15 protein-coding genes are annotated in these 16514 nt (G+C 66.8%); 7 read left to right on the top strand and 8 right to left on the bottom strand.

Features of this window, described 5'->3' with window-relative positions:
* Positions 1-396: 396 nt before the first annotated feature.
* Entirely contained in the window at positions 397-1299 is a 903-nt protein-coding gene (locus CLM74_RS07140; RefSeq protein WP_033830705.1) for a peptidylprolyl isomerase, read from the top strand.
* A 522-nt stretch (positions 1300-1821) separates the two neighbouring features.
* On the opposite strand, the gene CLM74_RS07135 is transcribed toward CLM74_RS07140, so the two are convergent.
* Positions 1822-2694, bottom strand: a complete 873-nt coding sequence (locus tag CLM74_RS07135) for a DMT family transporter (RefSeq protein ID WP_025877696.1) — start codon at positions 2692-2694, stop codon at positions 1822-1824.
* A 116-nt stretch (positions 2695-2810) separates the two neighbouring features.
* On the opposite strand from CLM74_RS07135, the gene CLM74_RS07130 reads away from it, so the two are divergent.
* Both CLM74_RS07130 and CLM74_RS07125 read left to right on the top strand, forming a co-directional pair.
* Positions 2811-3755 (top strand): LysR substrate-binding domain-containing protein, encoded by a 945-nt coding sequence (locus CLM74_RS07130; RefSeq protein WP_025877697.1) that lies wholly within the window; start codon positions 2811-2813, stop codon positions 3753-3755.
* Positions 3756-3824: 69 nt separating this feature from the next.
* Positions 3825-4118: a hypothetical protein gene (locus CLM74_RS07125; RefSeq protein WP_025877698.1), complete on the top strand. Its 294-nt coding sequence runs from the start codon at positions 3825-3827 to the stop codon at positions 4116-4118.
* A 119-nt stretch (positions 4119-4237) separates the two neighbouring features.
* Here CLM74_RS07125 and CLM74_RS07120 read toward each other — a convergent pair whose 3' ends face one another.
* Both CLM74_RS07120 and CLM74_RS07115 read right to left on the bottom strand, forming a co-directional pair.
* Positions 4238-5047 (bottom strand): DUF4349 domain-containing protein, encoded by an 810-nt coding sequence (locus CLM74_RS07120; protein ID WP_105163758.1) that lies wholly within the window; start codon positions 5045-5047, stop codon positions 4238-4240.
* Positions 5044-5400: a GFA family protein gene (locus CLM74_RS07115; RefSeq protein ID WP_025877700.1), complete on the bottom strand. Its 357-nt coding sequence runs from the start codon at positions 5398-5400 to the stop codon at positions 5044-5046. The genes CLM74_RS07120 and CLM74_RS07115 overlap by 4 nt, the downstream gene beginning before the upstream one ends.
* A gap of 112 nt (positions 5401-5512) precedes the next feature.
* Here CLM74_RS07115 and CLM74_RS07110 point away from each other — a divergent pair, with 112 nt between their 5' ends.
* Entirely contained in the window at positions 5513-7321 is a 1809-nt protein-coding gene (locus tag CLM74_RS07110; RefSeq protein WP_100436018.1) for a DUF885 domain-containing protein, read from the top strand.
* 121 nt (positions 7322-7442) lie between these two features.
* Here CLM74_RS07110 and smrA read toward each other — a convergent pair whose 3' ends face one another.
* Together smrA and CLM74_RS07100 are read right to left on the bottom strand one after the other, a co-directional pair.
* Positions 7443-9275, bottom strand: coding sequence for a multidrug efflux ABC transporter SmrA (smrA, locus tag CLM74_RS07105; protein WP_025877703.1), 1833 nt, complete (start codon positions 9273-9275; stop codon positions 7443-7445).
* A gap of 192 nt (positions 9276-9467) precedes the next feature.
* The gene (locus CLM74_RS07100; protein ID WP_105163757.1) at positions 9468-11027 is read right to left on the bottom strand and encodes a serine hydrolase; all 1560 of its coding nucleotides are present in this window, start codon (positions 11025-11027) and stop codon (positions 9468-9470) included.
* 110 nt (positions 11028-11137) lie between these two features.
* Here CLM74_RS07100 and CLM74_RS07095 point away from each other — a divergent pair, with 110 nt between their 5' ends.
* Together CLM74_RS07095 and CLM74_RS07090 are read left to right on the top strand one after the other, a co-directional pair.
* Positions 11138-11581: a VOC family protein gene (locus tag CLM74_RS07095; protein ID WP_059063572.1), complete on the top strand. Its 444-nt coding sequence runs from the start codon at positions 11138-11140 to the stop codon at positions 11579-11581.
* A complete protein-coding gene (locus tag CLM74_RS07090; RefSeq protein ID WP_105163756.1) occupies positions 11578-12456 on the top strand; it encodes a DUF72 domain-containing protein in 879 nt (292 codons plus the stop codon). The genes CLM74_RS07095 and CLM74_RS07090 overlap by 4 nt, the downstream gene beginning before the upstream one ends.
* On the opposite strand, the gene CLM74_RS07085 is transcribed toward CLM74_RS07090, so the two are convergent.
* Positions 12377-12994 (bottom strand): Pr6Pr family membrane protein, encoded by a 618-nt coding sequence (locus tag CLM74_RS07085; protein WP_033830700.1) that lies wholly within the window; start codon positions 12992-12994, stop codon positions 12377-12379. The genes CLM74_RS07090 and CLM74_RS07085 overlap by 80 nt on opposite strands.
* A 77-nt stretch (positions 12995-13071) precedes the next feature.
* Here CLM74_RS07085 and CLM74_RS07080 point away from each other — a divergent pair, with 77 nt between their 5' ends.
* On the top strand, positions 13072-14019 hold the full coding sequence (locus CLM74_RS07080) for a DMT family transporter (protein ID WP_025877711.1): 948 nt from the start codon (positions 13072-13074) through the stop codon (positions 14017-14019).
* Positions 14020-14058: 39 nt separating this feature from the next.
* On the opposite strand, the gene CLM74_RS07075 is transcribed toward CLM74_RS07080, so the two are convergent.
* Positions 14059-15219: an AAA family ATPase gene (locus CLM74_RS07075; RefSeq protein WP_025877713.1), complete on the bottom strand. Its 1161-nt coding sequence runs from the start codon at positions 15217-15219 to the stop codon at positions 14059-14061.
* Between the two features lie 120 nt (positions 15220-15339).
* Positions 15340-16410, bottom strand: a complete 1071-nt coding sequence (locus CLM74_RS07070; RefSeq protein WP_059063565.1) for a sensor domain-containing diguanylate cyclase — start codon at positions 16408-16410, stop codon at positions 15340-15342.
* Between the last annotated feature and the right edge of the window lie 104 nt (positions 16411-16514).

The raw sequence follows: 16514 nt of genomic DNA, 5'->3' as shown, positions 1-16514 counted from the left end.
TGCGGCCATTGCCATCCGAGCCCGCAAGGAACAGTGCCGCCGTCTGCACAGTAACCGGCGCCGCTGCACAGGCTTTCAGGCAGGCGAGCAGGCCATCATCGTTGGCAGCCCACCAACTGCGCCGACGCTCATCAAGATCGAACAGCCCACGTGGCGACAACGTCTGCAACCAATGCACACGATTCCCCCCTTCATCGACGAACGCCTTCAGGATCTGGTCGATTCTGGCGCTCAGTGCTGCTTCGGGGGCCTCCGGATGCGGTATCAACATCATCTGCTTCCATTAAGGAGAATGACCATCGTGCCGCACGTACATGGACACGGCCAGCACGCGACCGTGGCGCAGGCACGCACTCTCGCGCAGAATCGAGACCTCGTTCATGTTCCGGGGATCCCATGCCGCACCGTCGACGCCTTGCCCTGACCGCCCTTGCCCTGGCCTGCCTGCTGCCCGCAATGGCCAGCGCAGCCACGCCCTACCGCAGCCCGCAGCAGATCCTCGATGCCTCCGCGGCCAGCGACTGGCGCACGCCGGACCCGGCCAACCTGCTGTACATGGATCTGCCGGCCGGGCGGGTGATCATCGAGCTGGCGCCGCAGTTCGCCCCGCGCCATGTCGCCAACATCCAGACCTTCGCCCACGAACACTTCTGGGACGGCACCAGCATCTACCGTTCGCAGGACAACTTCGTGGTGCAGTTCGGCGATGCCGACGCCGACGATGCCGCCAAGGCCAAGCCGTTCGGCAGCGCGCAGCGCAAGCTGCCGGCCGAGTTCGAGCGTGCCAGCGCCGGCCTGAAGGTGAGCGTGCTACCCGACCGCGATGGATGGGCAGCACAGACCGGCTTCGTCGACGGCTTCCCGGTCGGCCAGGACCCGCAGGCCGGCAAGGCCTGGCTGGCGCACTGCTACGGCATGCTGGGTGCGGGCCGCAGCAACGAGGAAGACAGCAGCATCGGTGCAGAACTCTACGTGGTGACTGGCCAATCGCCGCGCCAGCTGGACCGCAACATCACCCTGGTCGGCCGCGTGCTGAAGGGCATGGAACTGCTCAGCGCGATCCCGCGCGGACCGGCACCGATGGGCTTCTACGCCGACCCGAAGCTGCGCACACCGATCGTGTCGATCCGTCGCGTCAGCGACATACCCGCGGCTGAGCGCACGCCGATCCAGGTGCTGCGCACCGACTCGAAGACCTTCGCCGATACCGTCGAAGCGCGGCGCAACCGCGTGGATGATTTCTACAAGCGCCCGGCCGGGCATATCGACCTGTGCAATATTCCGGTGCCGGTGCGGTGATGCTTTCCTCGCGTGACGCGTGCTGAAGGTGCTTCATTGTTCATGGGCGTTACTTTTCTTTGTACGCAAAGAAAAGTAACCAAAAGAAACGCTCCGCCGGTCGCGAGCCGCCGTGCTTCGCACGTCGGTCCCCTGCGATGCTCGGCTCGCTCAAGGCGGACCCAGATCAAAGGCCGCAGCTGCACCCAGTAGATCCACGCCATGCGTGGATGCTCTTGCTGTTGGTCTTGACCTTCCAGTCCGCCTTGAGCGAGCCGAGCACCGCAGGTCCGGCGAGGGCAAAGAGGCGCCGATGTCCTGTAGAGCCGACTGTTAGTCGGCTGACTTCTGCGCGCCGCCCCTCGACGGGCCGAGGAGCGCAGGGCACCGGTGCGCAGCACCGGCTCGCGACCTGGCGGCGTGTTTCTTTGGTTACTTTCTTTGCACGAGCAAAGAAAGTGACGCCTCCCCGCAGGCGCGGGAAAAGGCTGCCGGGCAGCGCCCGGCACTACCAGTGTGTCGGACGACGCTGCGTCGGCGCCCTCAGCCCTTCTGACTCACCGCCACGCTACCGAGAATCAACGCACCCGCAATCAGCATCTGCAGCGTCACCGGCTCGCCCAGGAACAGCCAGGCGAACGCAGCGCCGAACAGCGGAACCAGGTAGGTCACCGTTGACGCGCGCGACGGGCCGATGCGGCCGATCAGGCGATAGAACATCAGGAAGGCGAATCCGGTGCAGACCACGCCCAGCGCGATCGCCGCGCCCCATGCCTTGCCCGGAATCGGACCCTGCGGCAGATGCGTGAGCGCCATCGGCAACAACCACAATGAGGCGCACGACAACGTGGCAGCGGCGGCCGCAGCCGAGGGCAGACCGGTCATGTGCCGCTTCACCAGGTTCACGCCCAAGCCGTACAGCAGCGAGGCGGCGGCACCGGCAAGTACGGCCGTGCCGATGCTCAGCCCCGAGATCTTGGCCGTGGCCAGCACCACCACGCCGGCAAAACCCACCAGCAGCGCGCCGGCACGGCGCACCCCGATCTTCTCGCCGAAGAACAGGAAGGCGATCAGTGCGGCAAACAGCACCGTCATCGCATTGCAGATCGCACCGATCGCAGCCGGCGCACGCTCTGCGGCGTACGCGAACAGCACGAACGGCAACGCCGAATTGACCAGGCCGATCGGCGCCAACCACAACCAGCGGCGCGGTGGGAACTGCGCGCGTGCGCGCCACAGGAACGGCAGCAACACCAGTGCGCCCAGCACCAGCCGTACCTCGACCAGGGCGAACGGCCCGAATGAAGGCACCGCCACCCGCATGAACAGGAACGAGCAGCCCCAGATCGCGCCGAGCAGGGTCAATTCCAGCGGTGTGCGCCAATCACGCTCGGTCGCTTGGGGTATCGCATTCATGTGCTCTGTCCGTTCGTCATCGTGGCGCTGTTCCGGCCACACAGGATCAGCCGCAGACGCCCGCTGCACAAGCGCGTAGTATCGCTGCCAGCCACAAATATGGTTTGAGGCTGGACATGCTGCTACGCCCTTCCCTGCTTCCCGCCCTGGCCGTTTTCGCGGTCGCTGCGCGCCATCAGAACTTCGCCCAGGCCGCGCAGGAACTGCATCTGACCGCCAGCGCGGTCAGCCACCATGTGCGACGCCTGGAAGAGGTGCTGGCCACGCGCCTGTTCCTGCGCCATGCACGCGGGGTACGCCTGACCGCCGAAGGCCGGCAGTTGGCCGACGCCGCCAGCGCGGCGTTCACCGATGTCGCTGCCGTCGCCCACCATCTGCAGCCGGACGCGGACAGCGTGCCGCTGCGGATCGCGACGCTGCGCTCGCTGTCGTACTGCTGGCTGCTGCCACGGCTACCGCGTTTCACCCAGGCCCATCCACACATCCGCATCGAGCTGCACACCGGCAGTGGCCTGGACCGTTACGACGAGAACGGCCCGGAGGTCGGCATCCGCTACGGACTGGGCCAATGGCCCGGACTGCACGCGCAGCACCTGATGGACGACAACCTGTTTCCCGTCGCGTCCCCGGCGCTGCCGGGAGTCGAAGCACTGCAGGACCCGGCACGCATCGCCGAGCTGCCGCTGCTGAGCGATCTGTCACCACAAGGCTGGCGCGATTGGTTCCGCCATGCCGGCGTGCGTCCGCCGTCACCGCTGCCGGCAATGCACACCTTTGCCGACAGTACCGATGCGATGCGCGCGGCGGTGTACGGCATGGGCGCGGTGCTGGCGCGCACCCACGTCGCCCAGCCGTACCTGCAGCGCTATGAGCTGGTACGCCTGCCTGGCCCTGCACTGAAGGCACGCTATGCTTATTACGTGGTGCATGCCGAAGGGCGGCCGCCCAGCCCCGCCGCACGACTGTTCATCGACTGGCTGCTGGGCCAGGCAGCGGATGAGCGCACGCCGGTGCCGGCGTTGCCGGACAGCCTGCTGGGCCGCCCGAGCACACCCGGCTGACTGCGCCCTCACCCGATCTTTGCCCAGCGCTGGCTAGGCTGCAGGCGAACCCCACAACGTGCTTCCGCCATGGCCCTGCTGCGACTGAGAATTACCGGAACCGAAGATGATGCCCGCGCGATCAGCGACCTGCTGCTCGGCCTGGAAGGCATCGAACACGTCGAAGAGACCGACGACCTGATGCCGCACATGGATGACGATGATTCCAGCTCGGCCGGCCTGTCCGACGACATCGGCCCGGGCACCCACGAACTGGAAGTGGAAGTAGGCAACGAGAGCACCGCGCAGAAAGTACGCGATGCGGTGCAGGAACTGGCGCTGGAACTGGATGTGTTCGTCGAATACGAGACCGACGAAGGCTGAGCGTCCGCCGGGCATGGCCCGGCGCTACCCGATGCTCGAGGCACCACGGTAACGCCGGCCATGCGCCGTCTGTGCCAGTAGCGCCGGGCCATGCCCGGCGAATACGCGGCGCGGTTCGATCAGGGCTTGCGGCGTCGGCGACGGATCAGCGCACGGACGATCCAGGCCATCACCAGCGCCACCAGACCCACCGGCAGCAATGCCGCCGCAGCACGGATCAGGAATGCCACGCTGGTGCTGAGGATGCTGCCCGACTCGCTCAACGCTTCGCCGATCTCGCTGCGGCTGCGCTGGCCCGAGGTGGTGTCGAAATGCATCGTCACCAGCTGGGTATCGATGCGCCTGCGCTGCTGGGCGGCATCCTTGGTGGCCTGCTCCACCCCCGCCTCGATCTCCGACAGGCGCGTGGTGATCGCCATCAGATCCTCGATCTTCAGATCGCCGCGGTCCTGGTAGGACAGCAGCCGCGCGTGCTCCTTCTCCAGCCGAGCCTTGGTCAGCGCGGTGTCGGCCACCTGCTGGGCCAGGTCCTCGGCACGCGTGTTGCGCGCCTGCAGCTTGCCGCCCTCGCCGGCCAGGCCGATCAGCGATTCCACGCCCTTCGGCGCGATGCGTACCTTGACTTCGCCACTGGGCTGTTCGCCACTGCGCTGATCCACCTGCAGCACCGCGCACTCACCGAACTTCGCGTTCTGGCACGCCTGTGCGACCTGCTGGATGCGCGGGGCGATCTGCGCTGCTTCCAGCTGCACCTGCACATCGTGCTCGTAGGCCAGGAAAGCGCCTTCCGGCGAAGCGACAGCGGCATCGGCATCGGCAGCGACTGCGCCGGCCTCCTGCGCTCGCTCACCGTTCTTGGCACAGGCCGCCAGCGCCAGCAGCAATGCCGGCACGATCATCACGCGCGTCCACGCGCGCCCCGCCGTCATCGCGAGGCTCCGTCGAACGCGGTGATCGACAGCCCACCCAGCTCCACCTGTGGCAGGCAGCGCACGTTGATCGCCACCATCGGCAGGCCGCTGCGCGGATCCACCGCCTCGCTGTACGGCGCGGTGCCGCACTCGCGGCAGTGATGGTGATCGATGTTATGGGTGTTGAACTGGTAGGTCGCCACGTCGGCGATATCGGTGCCCAGCTGGAACGCCTCGCGCGGGGCGAACCAGAGCAGGCTGCCGCGGCGGCGGCACATCGAGCAGTTGCAGTCGATGACGTCCTTGATGGGGGCGTCGGCCTGCACGGTGAATGCGATCCTGCCGCAATGGCAGCTTCCCTGGTATTCCATGTCCCGCGCTCCGCTGGAGAGTCCTTGTATGCGCCCATGGTAATCCTATGGCACGGGGACAAAGCAGCCCCGGGGGCCTATGCTCGAGGATTGACCCCGTACAGGAATGCCGATGCGCCCGCATCTTCTTGCCCTCGCCCTCGTCGCCGCCCTCGCCGGTTGCCAGCCGGCCGATGCCCCGACCAACGGTTCCACCCCGGCCGCCAGCCAACAGGCCGGAGATGCGGCGGTCGACGCCGCCTTCGCCGACCTGTCCAAGCGTGCCCTGGATACCTGGATGCAGCTGTCCCCGGTCAGCGCCACCCAGATCGGCGACCACCGCTATGACAGCGAGATCGACGACCTGAGCGCGGCTGGCCAGCAGAAGACCGTGGACGCCTACAAGGGCCTGCTGGGCGAGCTGGACAAGATCGAGGTGGCCAAGCTGGGCCGCGAAAACCAGGTGGATGCAGCGATCCTGCGCAACCAGCTGCAGTCGGAAATCTGGAATGCCGAGGTCATGCAGTCCGGCAAGTGGGATCCGCAGCTGTACAACGGCGTTGCCGGCAGCGCGATCTACGGCCTGATGGCACGCGAGTTCGCGCCGTTGCCCGAGCGCCTGAAGGCCGCCACCGCGCGCATGGAGAAACTGCCGGCGATCTTCGCCCAGGCCCGCGAAAACCTGGATCCGGCACGCGTGCCGAAGATCCATGCCGAGACGGTGGCCAAGCAGAACAAGGGCATCCTCAGCATCGTCGATACCTTCATCACCCCGCACATCGGCGAGCTGCCGCAGGCCGACCAGCAGCGCCTGCAGGCCGCCATCAACGGCCTGAAGAAGGCCGTGGACGAACAGCAGACCTGGCTGGACAAGACCCTGGTGCCGAACGCCAAGGGCGACTTCCGCATCGGTGCGGAAAAGTACGACCAGAAGCTCAAGTTCGCGCTGAATTCCTCGCTGTCGCGGCAGGAGATCGGTGAGCGTGCACGCGCCGAACTCAAGCGCGTGCGCGAGGACATGTACGGCATCGCGCAGACCGTGCTGAAGGACAAGCCGGGCGCACCGGAAATGCCGGCGCAGCCGACCGACGAACAGCAGCAGAAGGCGATCGAGGCCGCGCTGGAGCTGGCCTACGCTGACAAGCCGGCGCGCGACAAGGTGGTCGACGACGCCAAGGCCGCACTGGAGCAGTCCACTGCGTTCGTCCGCGAGCACGACCTGATGACCCTGCCCGACGCGCCGGTGGACATCATCCTGATGCCGGAATTCCAGCGTGGCGTGGCCGTGGCCTATTGCGATTCGCCGGGCCCGCTGGACAAGAACCTGAAGACCTTCTACGCGGTTTCGCCGATTCCGGACGACTGGAACGACAAGCAGGTTGATTCGTTCCTGCGCGAATACAACTCGCGCATGATCCACCTGCTCAGCATCCACGAGGGCACCCCGGGACACTATCTGGAAGGCTGGCATTCGGCCAAGTTCCCCTCCACCCTGCGCGCGGTGCTGCGCTCGGGCCTGTTCGCCGAAGGCTGGGCGGTCTACACCGAGCGCATGATGCAGGAGCAGGGGTACCTCAACAACGACCCGCTGTTCCACCTGGTGCAGCTGAAGTTCTACCTGCGCACGATTTCCAACGCGATCCTCGACCAGGGTGTGCACGTGGACAACTGGGATCGCGAGAAGGCGATGCACCTGATGACCCACGACGCCTTCCAGCAGGAAAGCGAAGCCTCGGGCAAGTGGGTGCGTGCGCAGCTGACCTCGGCTCAGCTGCCGACCTACTTCGTCGGTGCGCAGGAACACTTCGACACCCGCAAGGCGATGCAGGACAAGCTGGGTGACAAGTTCAACCTGAAGGCCTACCACGACCAGATGCTGTCCTACGGCGCACCGCCGGTGCGCTTCGCACGCCAGCTGATGCTGGACCAGCCGATCGAGTGAGGGATCGGGTGTGAGTTGAATGGGAACGGCCCGGGGAAACCCGGGCCGTTTCTTTATCCGTGTGGCACAGCATCCACGCATGGCGTGGATCTACTGTTGCGCATCCACCGTGCGGTGTTGGTCATTGCTCCGCGGCTACAAAACCACCGGTCTGCCGTGCCCACAACCGCGCGTACAGTCCACCGGCCTCGATCAGCTCGGCATGGCTACCGGTCTCGACGATGCGGCCCTGGTCCATCACCACCAGCCGGTCCATGCGCGCGATGGTCGACAGGCGATGGGCGATCGCGATCACCGTCTTGCCGCCCATCAGCTCGTCCAGGTTGTCCTGGATGGCCGCTTCCACTTCCGAGTCCAGTGCCGAGGTCGCCTCGTCCAGCACCAGGATCGGGGCGTCCTTCAGCAGCACACGGGCAATGGCGATGCGCTGGCGCTGGCCACCGGACAGCTTCACCCCGCGCTCGCCGACGTGTGCGTCGTAGCCACGACGCCCTTCCCCGTCGACCAGCGTGTCGATGAAGGCCTCCGCGCGCGCCTTGGCCACGGCCGCGCGCAGCTGCGCGTCGGTCGCATCGGGACGGCCGTACAGCAGGTTGTCGCGAATCGAACGGTGCAGCAGCGAGGTGTCCTGGGTGACCACGCCGATCTGCTGGCGCAGGCTTTCCTGGGTGACGTAGGCGATGTCCTGATCATCGATCAGGATGCGCCCGCTTTCCAGGTCGTACAGCCGCAGCAGTACGTTCACCAGCGTCGACTTGCCGGCACCGGAGGGGCCGACCAGTCCGATCTTCTCGCCCGGCTTCACCACCAGGTCCAGGCCGGCGATCACGCCGCCCTTCTTGCCGTAGTGGAAATGGACATCCTGGAAGTGCACACCGCCACGAGTCACCTGCAGCGGCACCGCATCCTCGCGGTCCTGCACGGTCAGCGGCTGGGCGATGGTGGTGATGCCATCCTGCACGGTACCGATGTCTTCGAAGATGCCGTTGATGGTCCACATGATCCAGCCGGACATGTTGTGGATGCGGATCACCAGGCCGGTTGCCAGGGTGATCGCGCCGACGGTGATGTGTCCGCCGTTCCACAGCCACAGTGCCAGGCCACAGGTGCCGGCGATGAGGAAACCATTGACGATGGCGATGGTCAGGTCCATGCCGGTGGTGATCCGGGTCTGCGCGCGGTGCTTGACCGCCAGCTCCTGGATCGAATCGGCAACGTAGGCCTGCTCGCGGCCGCCATGGGCGAACAGCTTCAGCGTGGGAATGTTGGTGTAGCCATCGACGATGCGTCCCATCGCCTTGGAGCGCGCCTCCGAGGCGATCCAGGCCCGTTCCTTCGCGCGCGGCACGAAGTAGATCATGATCACCACGTAGGCCAGCAGCCACAGGATCAGCGGCACCATCAACCGCCAGTCGGCCTGCGCGAACAGGTACAGCGCGGTGCCGGTATAGACCACGATGTACCACAGCGAATCGACCATCTGCACCGCCGACTCGCGCAGCGAGGTACCGGTCTGCATCACCCGGTTGGCCATGCTGCCGGCGAAGTCGTTCTGGAAGAAGCTCAGGCTCTGCCGCACCACGTAGTTGTGCATCAGCCAGCGCGATCGATTGCTCAGCCCCGGCACGATGGCCTGGTTGACCAGCAGGTTGTGCAGGCCGACCAGGATCGGGCGCGCGATGACGGTGATGAACAGCATCCAGCCGAGGGTATCGGCATGGCGCTGGAAGAAGTCCGCGCCGGGCTGCTCGGCAACCATGTCGACGATGCGACCGAGGAAATCGAACATCGCCACTTCCACCAGCGCCAGCAGCAGGCCGGCGACCAGGGTGGCCAGCAGCACCGGCCACACCGGCCGCAGGTAGTGCAGGTAGAACGGCACCACGGTGCGCGGCGGCATGCGCCCGTCAATGGGCGGAAACACCGGAATCAGGGATTCAAACCAACGGAACATCGCATTCCCTCGCCATCGATAGCCGGCGGAGTATCCCACGCCGCGTGTGTACGCCGGCCGACGATCACCACCGGTTCCGGGTAGCGCCGGGCCATGCCCGGCGGATCGCCTGCAACCGCGCTACGCGCTCGCCGGACGTGGTCCGGCGCTACCCGTCCGCTCGGCCAAACGGTAGCGCCGCGCCCGGCGGCGTCATTTCACCGGCGTGAACAGCAGGTCCTGGAAATCAAAGCTGAAATCGGTCAGGTCCGAGATCGGCTGCATGCGCACCTCGCGCACTTTTCCGTCCGGGTCCAGGCTGAAATTGACGAACGCATCGGCATTGAGCGAGCGGTCGTCCCAGCGCACGATGAAGGTGTCGTGCTGCCAGTGCTCCAGGCGGCCGCTCAGCTGTGCGGTCTTCGCAAAGCGCAGGCGCAGGCCCTTGCCTTCCGCCGTCACCACCATGTCGCCATACCAGCGGTCGCGGTAGGTGGCCGCATACCCGGCCAGCGGCAACGACGGCCTGCTGCCCTTGTCACGCTCGGCCTGGTGCTTGGCCCACGATTCGTCGGCCTTGTCCTGGCCCTTGGCCACGCCCTTGGCATAGGCATCCACCCAGTCGTGCTTTTCACCGCCAAGGTAGGCATCGAGCACGCTCAGCGTGATCGCATTGAAGGCCGCACCCACTTCCTGGTTGGTCAGCACCACCACGCCCAGCTTCTCGCCCGGCACCAGGGTCAGCCGCGAAACCATGCCCGGCCAGCCACCGGTGTGCCAGACCAGCTTCTGCCCGCGATAGTCGCTCAGGCTCCAGCCCTCGCCATAGCCGGCGAAGTTGGCCCGCGCCGGTGCCAGCTCCGGCACGCTCGGCGCCGGGATCGTCTGCGGCGTGATCATCTGCCACATCTGCTGCTGGCTCTTGGCGGTGAACAGCGCAGTGCCATCGGCCAGCTTGCCTTCGGCCAGCTGCACCTGCATCCAGCGCGCCATGTCGTGGGCACTGGAATAGATGCCACCGGCACCGGCATTGTTCGACCAGGTCAACGGTGCAACGGTGCGCAGGTCCTTGAAATCGTACTTGGCGTGGCCGACCGCAGCATTGTCGCCGGCCTTGAGGTGATCGGCGTTGTAGCGCGTGCCGGCCATGCCGACCTTGTCGAAGATGCGTGTCTGCAGGAACTGCTGGTAGCTCATGCCCGAGACGTGCTCGATCACCTGCTGGGCGACTGCATACAGGATGTTGTCGTAGGCATAGCGCTCGCGGAAACCGCCCTTCAGCGGCACCTGGCCGAGGCGCTGTACGACTTCGGCATTGCTGTAGGAGGTGGTCGGCCAGAACAGCAGGTCGCCTGCGCCCAGGCTCAGGCCACTGCGGTGGGAAAGCAGGTCTCGGATCGTCATCTGCCCGGTCACGAACGGATCGGACATGCGGAACGATGGCAGGTGGTCGATCACCTTGTCGTCCATCTTCAGCTTGCCGTCCTCGGCCAGCAGGTTCAGCGAGGTGGCAGTGAAGGCCTTGGTGTTGGAGGCGATGGCGAACAGGGTATCGGCCTCGACCGGCGCCGGCTTGCCCAGCTCACGCACGCCCCAGCCGCGTTCCAGCACCACCTGCCCGTCCTTGACCACGGCCACGGCGATACCGGGCACGTCGAACTGCGCGCGCACGCGCTCCACGGTCGCATCCAGGTCCTGCAGCTGCTGCGGGGTCGCCGCATTGGCCATGGTCGTGCACGCAAGCAGCACGGCTCCTCCGATCCAGGTTTTCATCCAGCACCATCTCCGAACAGGGGTAGCGGCCATGTGCAGGCCGTCACCGGGGTTTCGCGCGATGGTAACGGCCACGGGTGCAGCCTGCCCTGTGCCATAGGAGGGGTGTCATGGGTGCGAACGGCCAGAGCAGCAACGGCTCCACCATCATTCCGTGCCTGCGTTACCGCGATGCGCTGGCGGCCATCGACTGGCTGCAGCGCGCGTTCGGTTTCCACGCGCAGGCCGTTTATGCCGACGGCGATACGGTGCATCACGCGCAGCTGGTATTCGGCCAGGGCATGATCATGCTCGGATCTGCCAGCAACAGCGGCGAATGGGCCAAGCTGGCGGTGATGCCCGATGAAGTCGGCGGCCGGCAGACCCAGAGTCCCTGCGTGATCGTCACCGATGTCGACGCCCACTATGCCCGGGCCACGGCTGCCGGTGCGCGCATCGTCATCGACATTGCCGACCAGGCCTACGGTGGACGTGGCTATGCCTGCGCCGACCCGGAAGGCTACCTGTGGTGGTTCGGCAGTTACGATCCGTGGCGGGCGGAACACACGCAATGACGGCACGGCAAGCGTCTGCGGCGCCGGTCCGCTGCGGTATCGGCGGCTGGGTGTTCCCGCAATGGCGTGGTGGCGCCTTCTATCCGCCAGGGCTGATCCAGCGCGAAGAGCTGGCCTATGCCAGTCGTGCGTTGCGCTGCATCGAGATCAACGGCACCTTCTACCGCACCCCGACAGCGGCCCAGTGCGCGCAGTGGGCAGCGCAGACGCCGGAAGGTTTCCGGTTCTCGATGAAGGCCCCGCGTCATCTGGTGCAGCGTCGCGACCTGTCGTCCACGATCGAGGCGGCCAGCGCGTTCCTGCAGGCGGCCGTCGCGCTGGGCGACCGGCTGGGCCCGTTGCTCTGGCAGTTCGACCCGCAGCACCCGGCCGATGCCGCGGCACTGGATGCCTTCATGGCACAGCTGCCCAGGCAGCTGGATGGCACGGGGTTGCAGCATGCGTTGGAGGTGCGCAACGCCAGCGTCCATGGGCCGGAACTGGTGGAAGCGGCGCGCCGGCATGGCGTGGCCCTGGTGATCGAAGACAGCGACGAATCGCCACTGCATGGCGACATCACCGCGGGCTTCGTCTATGCACGGATCAAACGCAGCCAGGCCCGACTGGCCGAAGGTCTTCCCCAGCCGATGCAGCAGCGCTGGGCCACGCGCGCGCGGTGCTGGGCCCGGGGTGAGGCGGTGGACGACCTGCCCTGCCTGGCCGCACCGTCCCCGGCCGCGCCGCGCGAGGTCTACCTGCTGTGCATCGGCGCCGGCAAGGTGCGCAATCCGGCGGCGGCGATGGCACTGCAGCGGGTCATCGACGGCGCCAGCGGTCCACTGCCCACAGCAGTGTCCAGCCCAGCACGAACACCCCGCCGACGCGCAGCACGCTGAGGCCGAATGCACGCGAACCGATCCGCTGTACTTCCAGGAACGGATACGGTGCGCTGCCCAGCCACGAGGCCGTGAGCATCGCCCAGCCCAGGTAGGCCAGCGGCACCAGCAGCACCACACCCAACGCACGCCAGCGCAGGCCACCATGTGGCAGCAGCCCCGCCCAACCGGCCAGATACAGCAGCGGCACCACGTAGTGCAAGCCGGCATCGGCCCACCATTGCAGGCCAGTTGGCTGCCACAGCCCCTGCAGCGCCAGCAGATAGATCAGGCCGGTGACGCCGATGCACAGTGCCAGGGTGGCGGCTACCGTAGGTCGCAGTGCGCGGCCGCTGCAGAGCCAGAGGCAGCCCAGGCACACGGCCAGATTGCTGAGGATGGTGAAGTAGCTGAAGAAGCGCAGGCTCGCCACGCCGGGTCCCAGGCTGGCGCCGATGCCGCGCATCAGCAGGGCAAACTGCAGCAGCAGCGATGCTGCCGCGACCAGCGCGGTCAACAGCACCCAGCCGCGCAGCAGAAGAAAACGGGCAGCAGGCATGCACGGCTCCCTCGTGGCAACGCCGCGAGCATGCCACAGGCATCGCCCGCCGATGCGGCTTGCCTCACAATACGTCGATGAGCACACCCGACACCCGCAAAGCGCTTTGGCAGATCCACTTCTGTGTCCTGCTGTGGGGCGTCACCGCCATCCTCGGCAAGTTGATCACCCTGCCGGCGCTGCCGCTGGTGTGGTGGCGGATGCTGCTGGTGGTGGCGATGCTGGCGTTGCTGCCGCGGGTCTGGCGCGGGTTGCGCACGTTGCCGCTGCGGCTGGTCGCCGGCTATGCCGGTATCGGCGCGCTGGTGGCCCTGCATTGGCTGACCTTCTACGGCGCGGTGAAGCTGGCCAATGCCTCGGTTGCCGCCACCTGCATCGCCCTGGCACCGGTGTTCACCTCGATCATCGAGCCCTGGGTGGCCAAGCGTCCCTTCCAGCTGCGCGAACTGGCCTTCGGCCTGGCCGTGCTGCCCGGTGTGGCGCTGGTGGTGGGCGGCGTGCCCGACGGCATGCGCCTGGGCGTGTTGATCGGCGCGCTCTCGGCCCTGCTGGTGGCAGTGTTCGGCTCGCTCAACAAGCGCATGGTCAGCCATGCCGATCCGCTGACGGTGACCGCGCTGGAGCTGGGCGCGGGCACGCTCACCCTGACCCTGCTGGCACCGCTGATGCCGTACCTGCTGCCAGCGCTGGCCAGCCCGTTGTGGATCGTTCCCGACCTGCACGACGGCATCCTGCTGCTGGTGCTGGCCGGTGTCTGCACGCTGCTGCCGTTCGCCCTGGCCCTGGTCGCGCTGCGCCACCTCAGCGCCTACACCGTGCAGCTGGTCACCAACCTGGAACCGGTCTACGCCGTGTTGCTGGCCGTGGTGCTGCTGCGCGAGCAGCATGAAGTCACCCCGTGGTTCTACCTGGGCGTGGCGATCATCGTCGGTGCCGTGTTCCTGCATCCGCTGCTCAACCGCCGCAAGCGCGTGCAGCATCCGGAAATCCTCGGAACATCCGAAGCGCGCAACATCGCCGATTGAGCGCGTCCGCGCATTGCGTGGATCTTCCCGGCACCCGTCTCAGCGCTGCGGCCAATGCCAGGCCGGTGCATCCAGCAGGCCCTGCCCGCTCAGCAGCGTACGCCCGTGTTCCTTGTGCAGGTGCATTGAATGGCACTGCGGTGCCTGTTCCAGCGCGGCAATCAAGCGCGTGGCGTGCGATACCACCCAGACCTGGCTGCGTGCACTGGCGGCGATGATCAACCGTGCAAGCGCCGGCAGCAGGTCCGGATGCAGGCTGGTCTCCGGCTCGTTGAGCACCAGCAGCGGCGGCGGCCGTGGCGTGTGCAGGGCCGCGGCCAGCAACAGGAACCGCAGCGTGCCGTCGGACAATTCGGCCATCGACAATGGCCGCAGCAGACCGGGCTGGTGGAAGCGCAGCGCGAGTCGGCCATCCAGTTCCTCGAAGCTGACCGTCGCTCCCGGAAATGCATCCTCGATCGTCCGTGCCAGCGCCTGCGGATCGCCGATTTCCAGGATCGTCACCCAGGCGGCGGCGAGGTCGCGGCCGTCGTGGTGCAGCACCGGGGTACGGGTCGCCATCGCCGGCTGTCGCGCCGGTGCATCGGCATCGCTGCGGAAGTGGTCGTAGAAGCGCCAACGGCGGATGTACTCGCGCAAGGTGATGGCTTCCGGCATGCGCTGTGGATCGCCCACTTGGGTGAACAGGCTGTCGAACAGCGAAAGACGGTCGTCCACCAGGTCCCAGCCGCGTGCGTGCCGCTGCCGCACCAGCGCACCGCGGCGGTCGACCAGCAGATTGGCGCTGCGCAGGAACGGCCCTGCCCAGATCGCTTCAGCCTTGATCTGCGGGTCCAGCGCGAAAGCTGATCGGCTCGGTGGCGGATATCCGAGGTCGATGGCGTAGCCGAATTCATCGGTGGCGAAGCCCAGCTTGAGCCCCACCGATTCCTGGCGCGGCCCGCCCTGCAGCGGGATCTCCCCGGCCAGCACGCGGCGGTCGATCTTTTCCGGACCGGCCCACAGCGCCGAGCCCAATCCACCCTCCCGCGCCAGTACCGCTGCAACACCGCCCTGCGCGGTTTCCGCCAGCAGGCGCAGCGCGCGGTACAGGCTGGATTTGCCACTGCCGTTGTCGCCGGTGACCACGTTGAGCCGCTGCATCGGCAGCACCAGCGCATGCAGCGATCGGTAATTGGCGATGGCCAGGGTCTGCAGCATGGTCGACGTCCTTGCGGTGAGACGTTGAGGGTGCCGTACGGGTATCGCAATGGCTGCGACTGCACGCAAAGGCCCGGGCCATCCACGCATCGCGTGGATCCACCGCAGCCGCGCGGGCGGTCAGGGCGCCACTTCCACCCGGTTGCGGCCGGCGCCCTTGGCCCGGTACAGCGCGGCATCGGCACGGGCCAGGGTCTGGTCAGACGTTTCACCGGGCTGGTGCTGTGCCACACCGATGCTGATGGTCACCGGGAAGCCCAGCGGCAGGTTGGACACGGCTACCCGCAGGAACTCGCATTGCAGTTCGGCGGTACGCAGGTCAGCGTCCGGCATCAGTGCCACGAATTCCTCGCCGCCATAGCGCGCGGCCAGACCTCCACCGGCGAAGTGCGAGCGCAGCAGCGCCCCCAGTTCGGCCAGCACCCGGTCGCCGGTCGCGTGGCCCTGGAAATCATTGATGTGCTTGAAATGATCGATGTCCAGCAGGGCCACGCAGGTCTGCCGGTCGCGGCCATCGACGGCAATCACCGCCTCGTCCAGCGCTGCTGCCAGTGCCCGCCGGTTGGGTAGGCCGGTCAGGGCGTCGGTACGGCTCTGTTCGGCCAGATCGGCATTCTGGGCCAGCAGCACATCGTGATACTCCGACAGCAGGCGTTCGTAATCGTTGCGCTCAAGCATGTGCCGCTGGATATCCAGGGCGAAACGGCGCAGCTCCATCACCACCATCACCTGCCGCGACAGCGCGGCCAGCGCTTCGGCCTTGTCGGTCGCCAGCTGCTGCGGCCGCGCGTCGAACACGCACAGGGTTCCCAGCGGCAGGCCGTCGCTGCTGATCAACGGCGCACCGGCATAGAAGCGCACATGCGGGTCGCCGGTCACCACCGGATTGTCGTGGAAGCGGACGTCCTGCAATGCATCCTCAACCACCATGATTTCCTGCGGCTGCAGGATCGCGTGGCCACACATCGACTCGCTGCGCAGGTTCTCGGTCGCGGCGATGCCCTGCATCGACTTGAACCACTGGCGCTCGACGTCGATCAGGGTCACGGCCGCCATGGTCGTGCCACACACCGCCTTGGCGATGGCCACCAGGTCATCGAACGAGCGTTCGCGCTCGGAATCGAGGATCCGGTAGCGGTACAGCGCCTCCAGGCGCAGCGCTTCGTTGGCGGGCTTGTCGGGCTTGATCATGCAGCGTCACGTTCCGGCAGGGCGCCGCAAAGTCTAGCGGATGCGGGCGGCCAATCTGCATTCCGGTAGTGCCGGCCGTTGGTCGGCTCCCTGATGTTCATTGC

It is taken from the genome of Stenotrophomonas sp. MYb57 (assembly GCF_002966815.1).
In the GTDB taxonomy this organism is placed as follows: Bacteria; Pseudomonadota; Gammaproteobacteria; order Xanthomonadales; family Xanthomonadaceae; genus Stenotrophomonas; species Stenotrophomonas indicatrix.
This window is presented reverse-complemented; position numbering and strand designations above follow the sequence as displayed.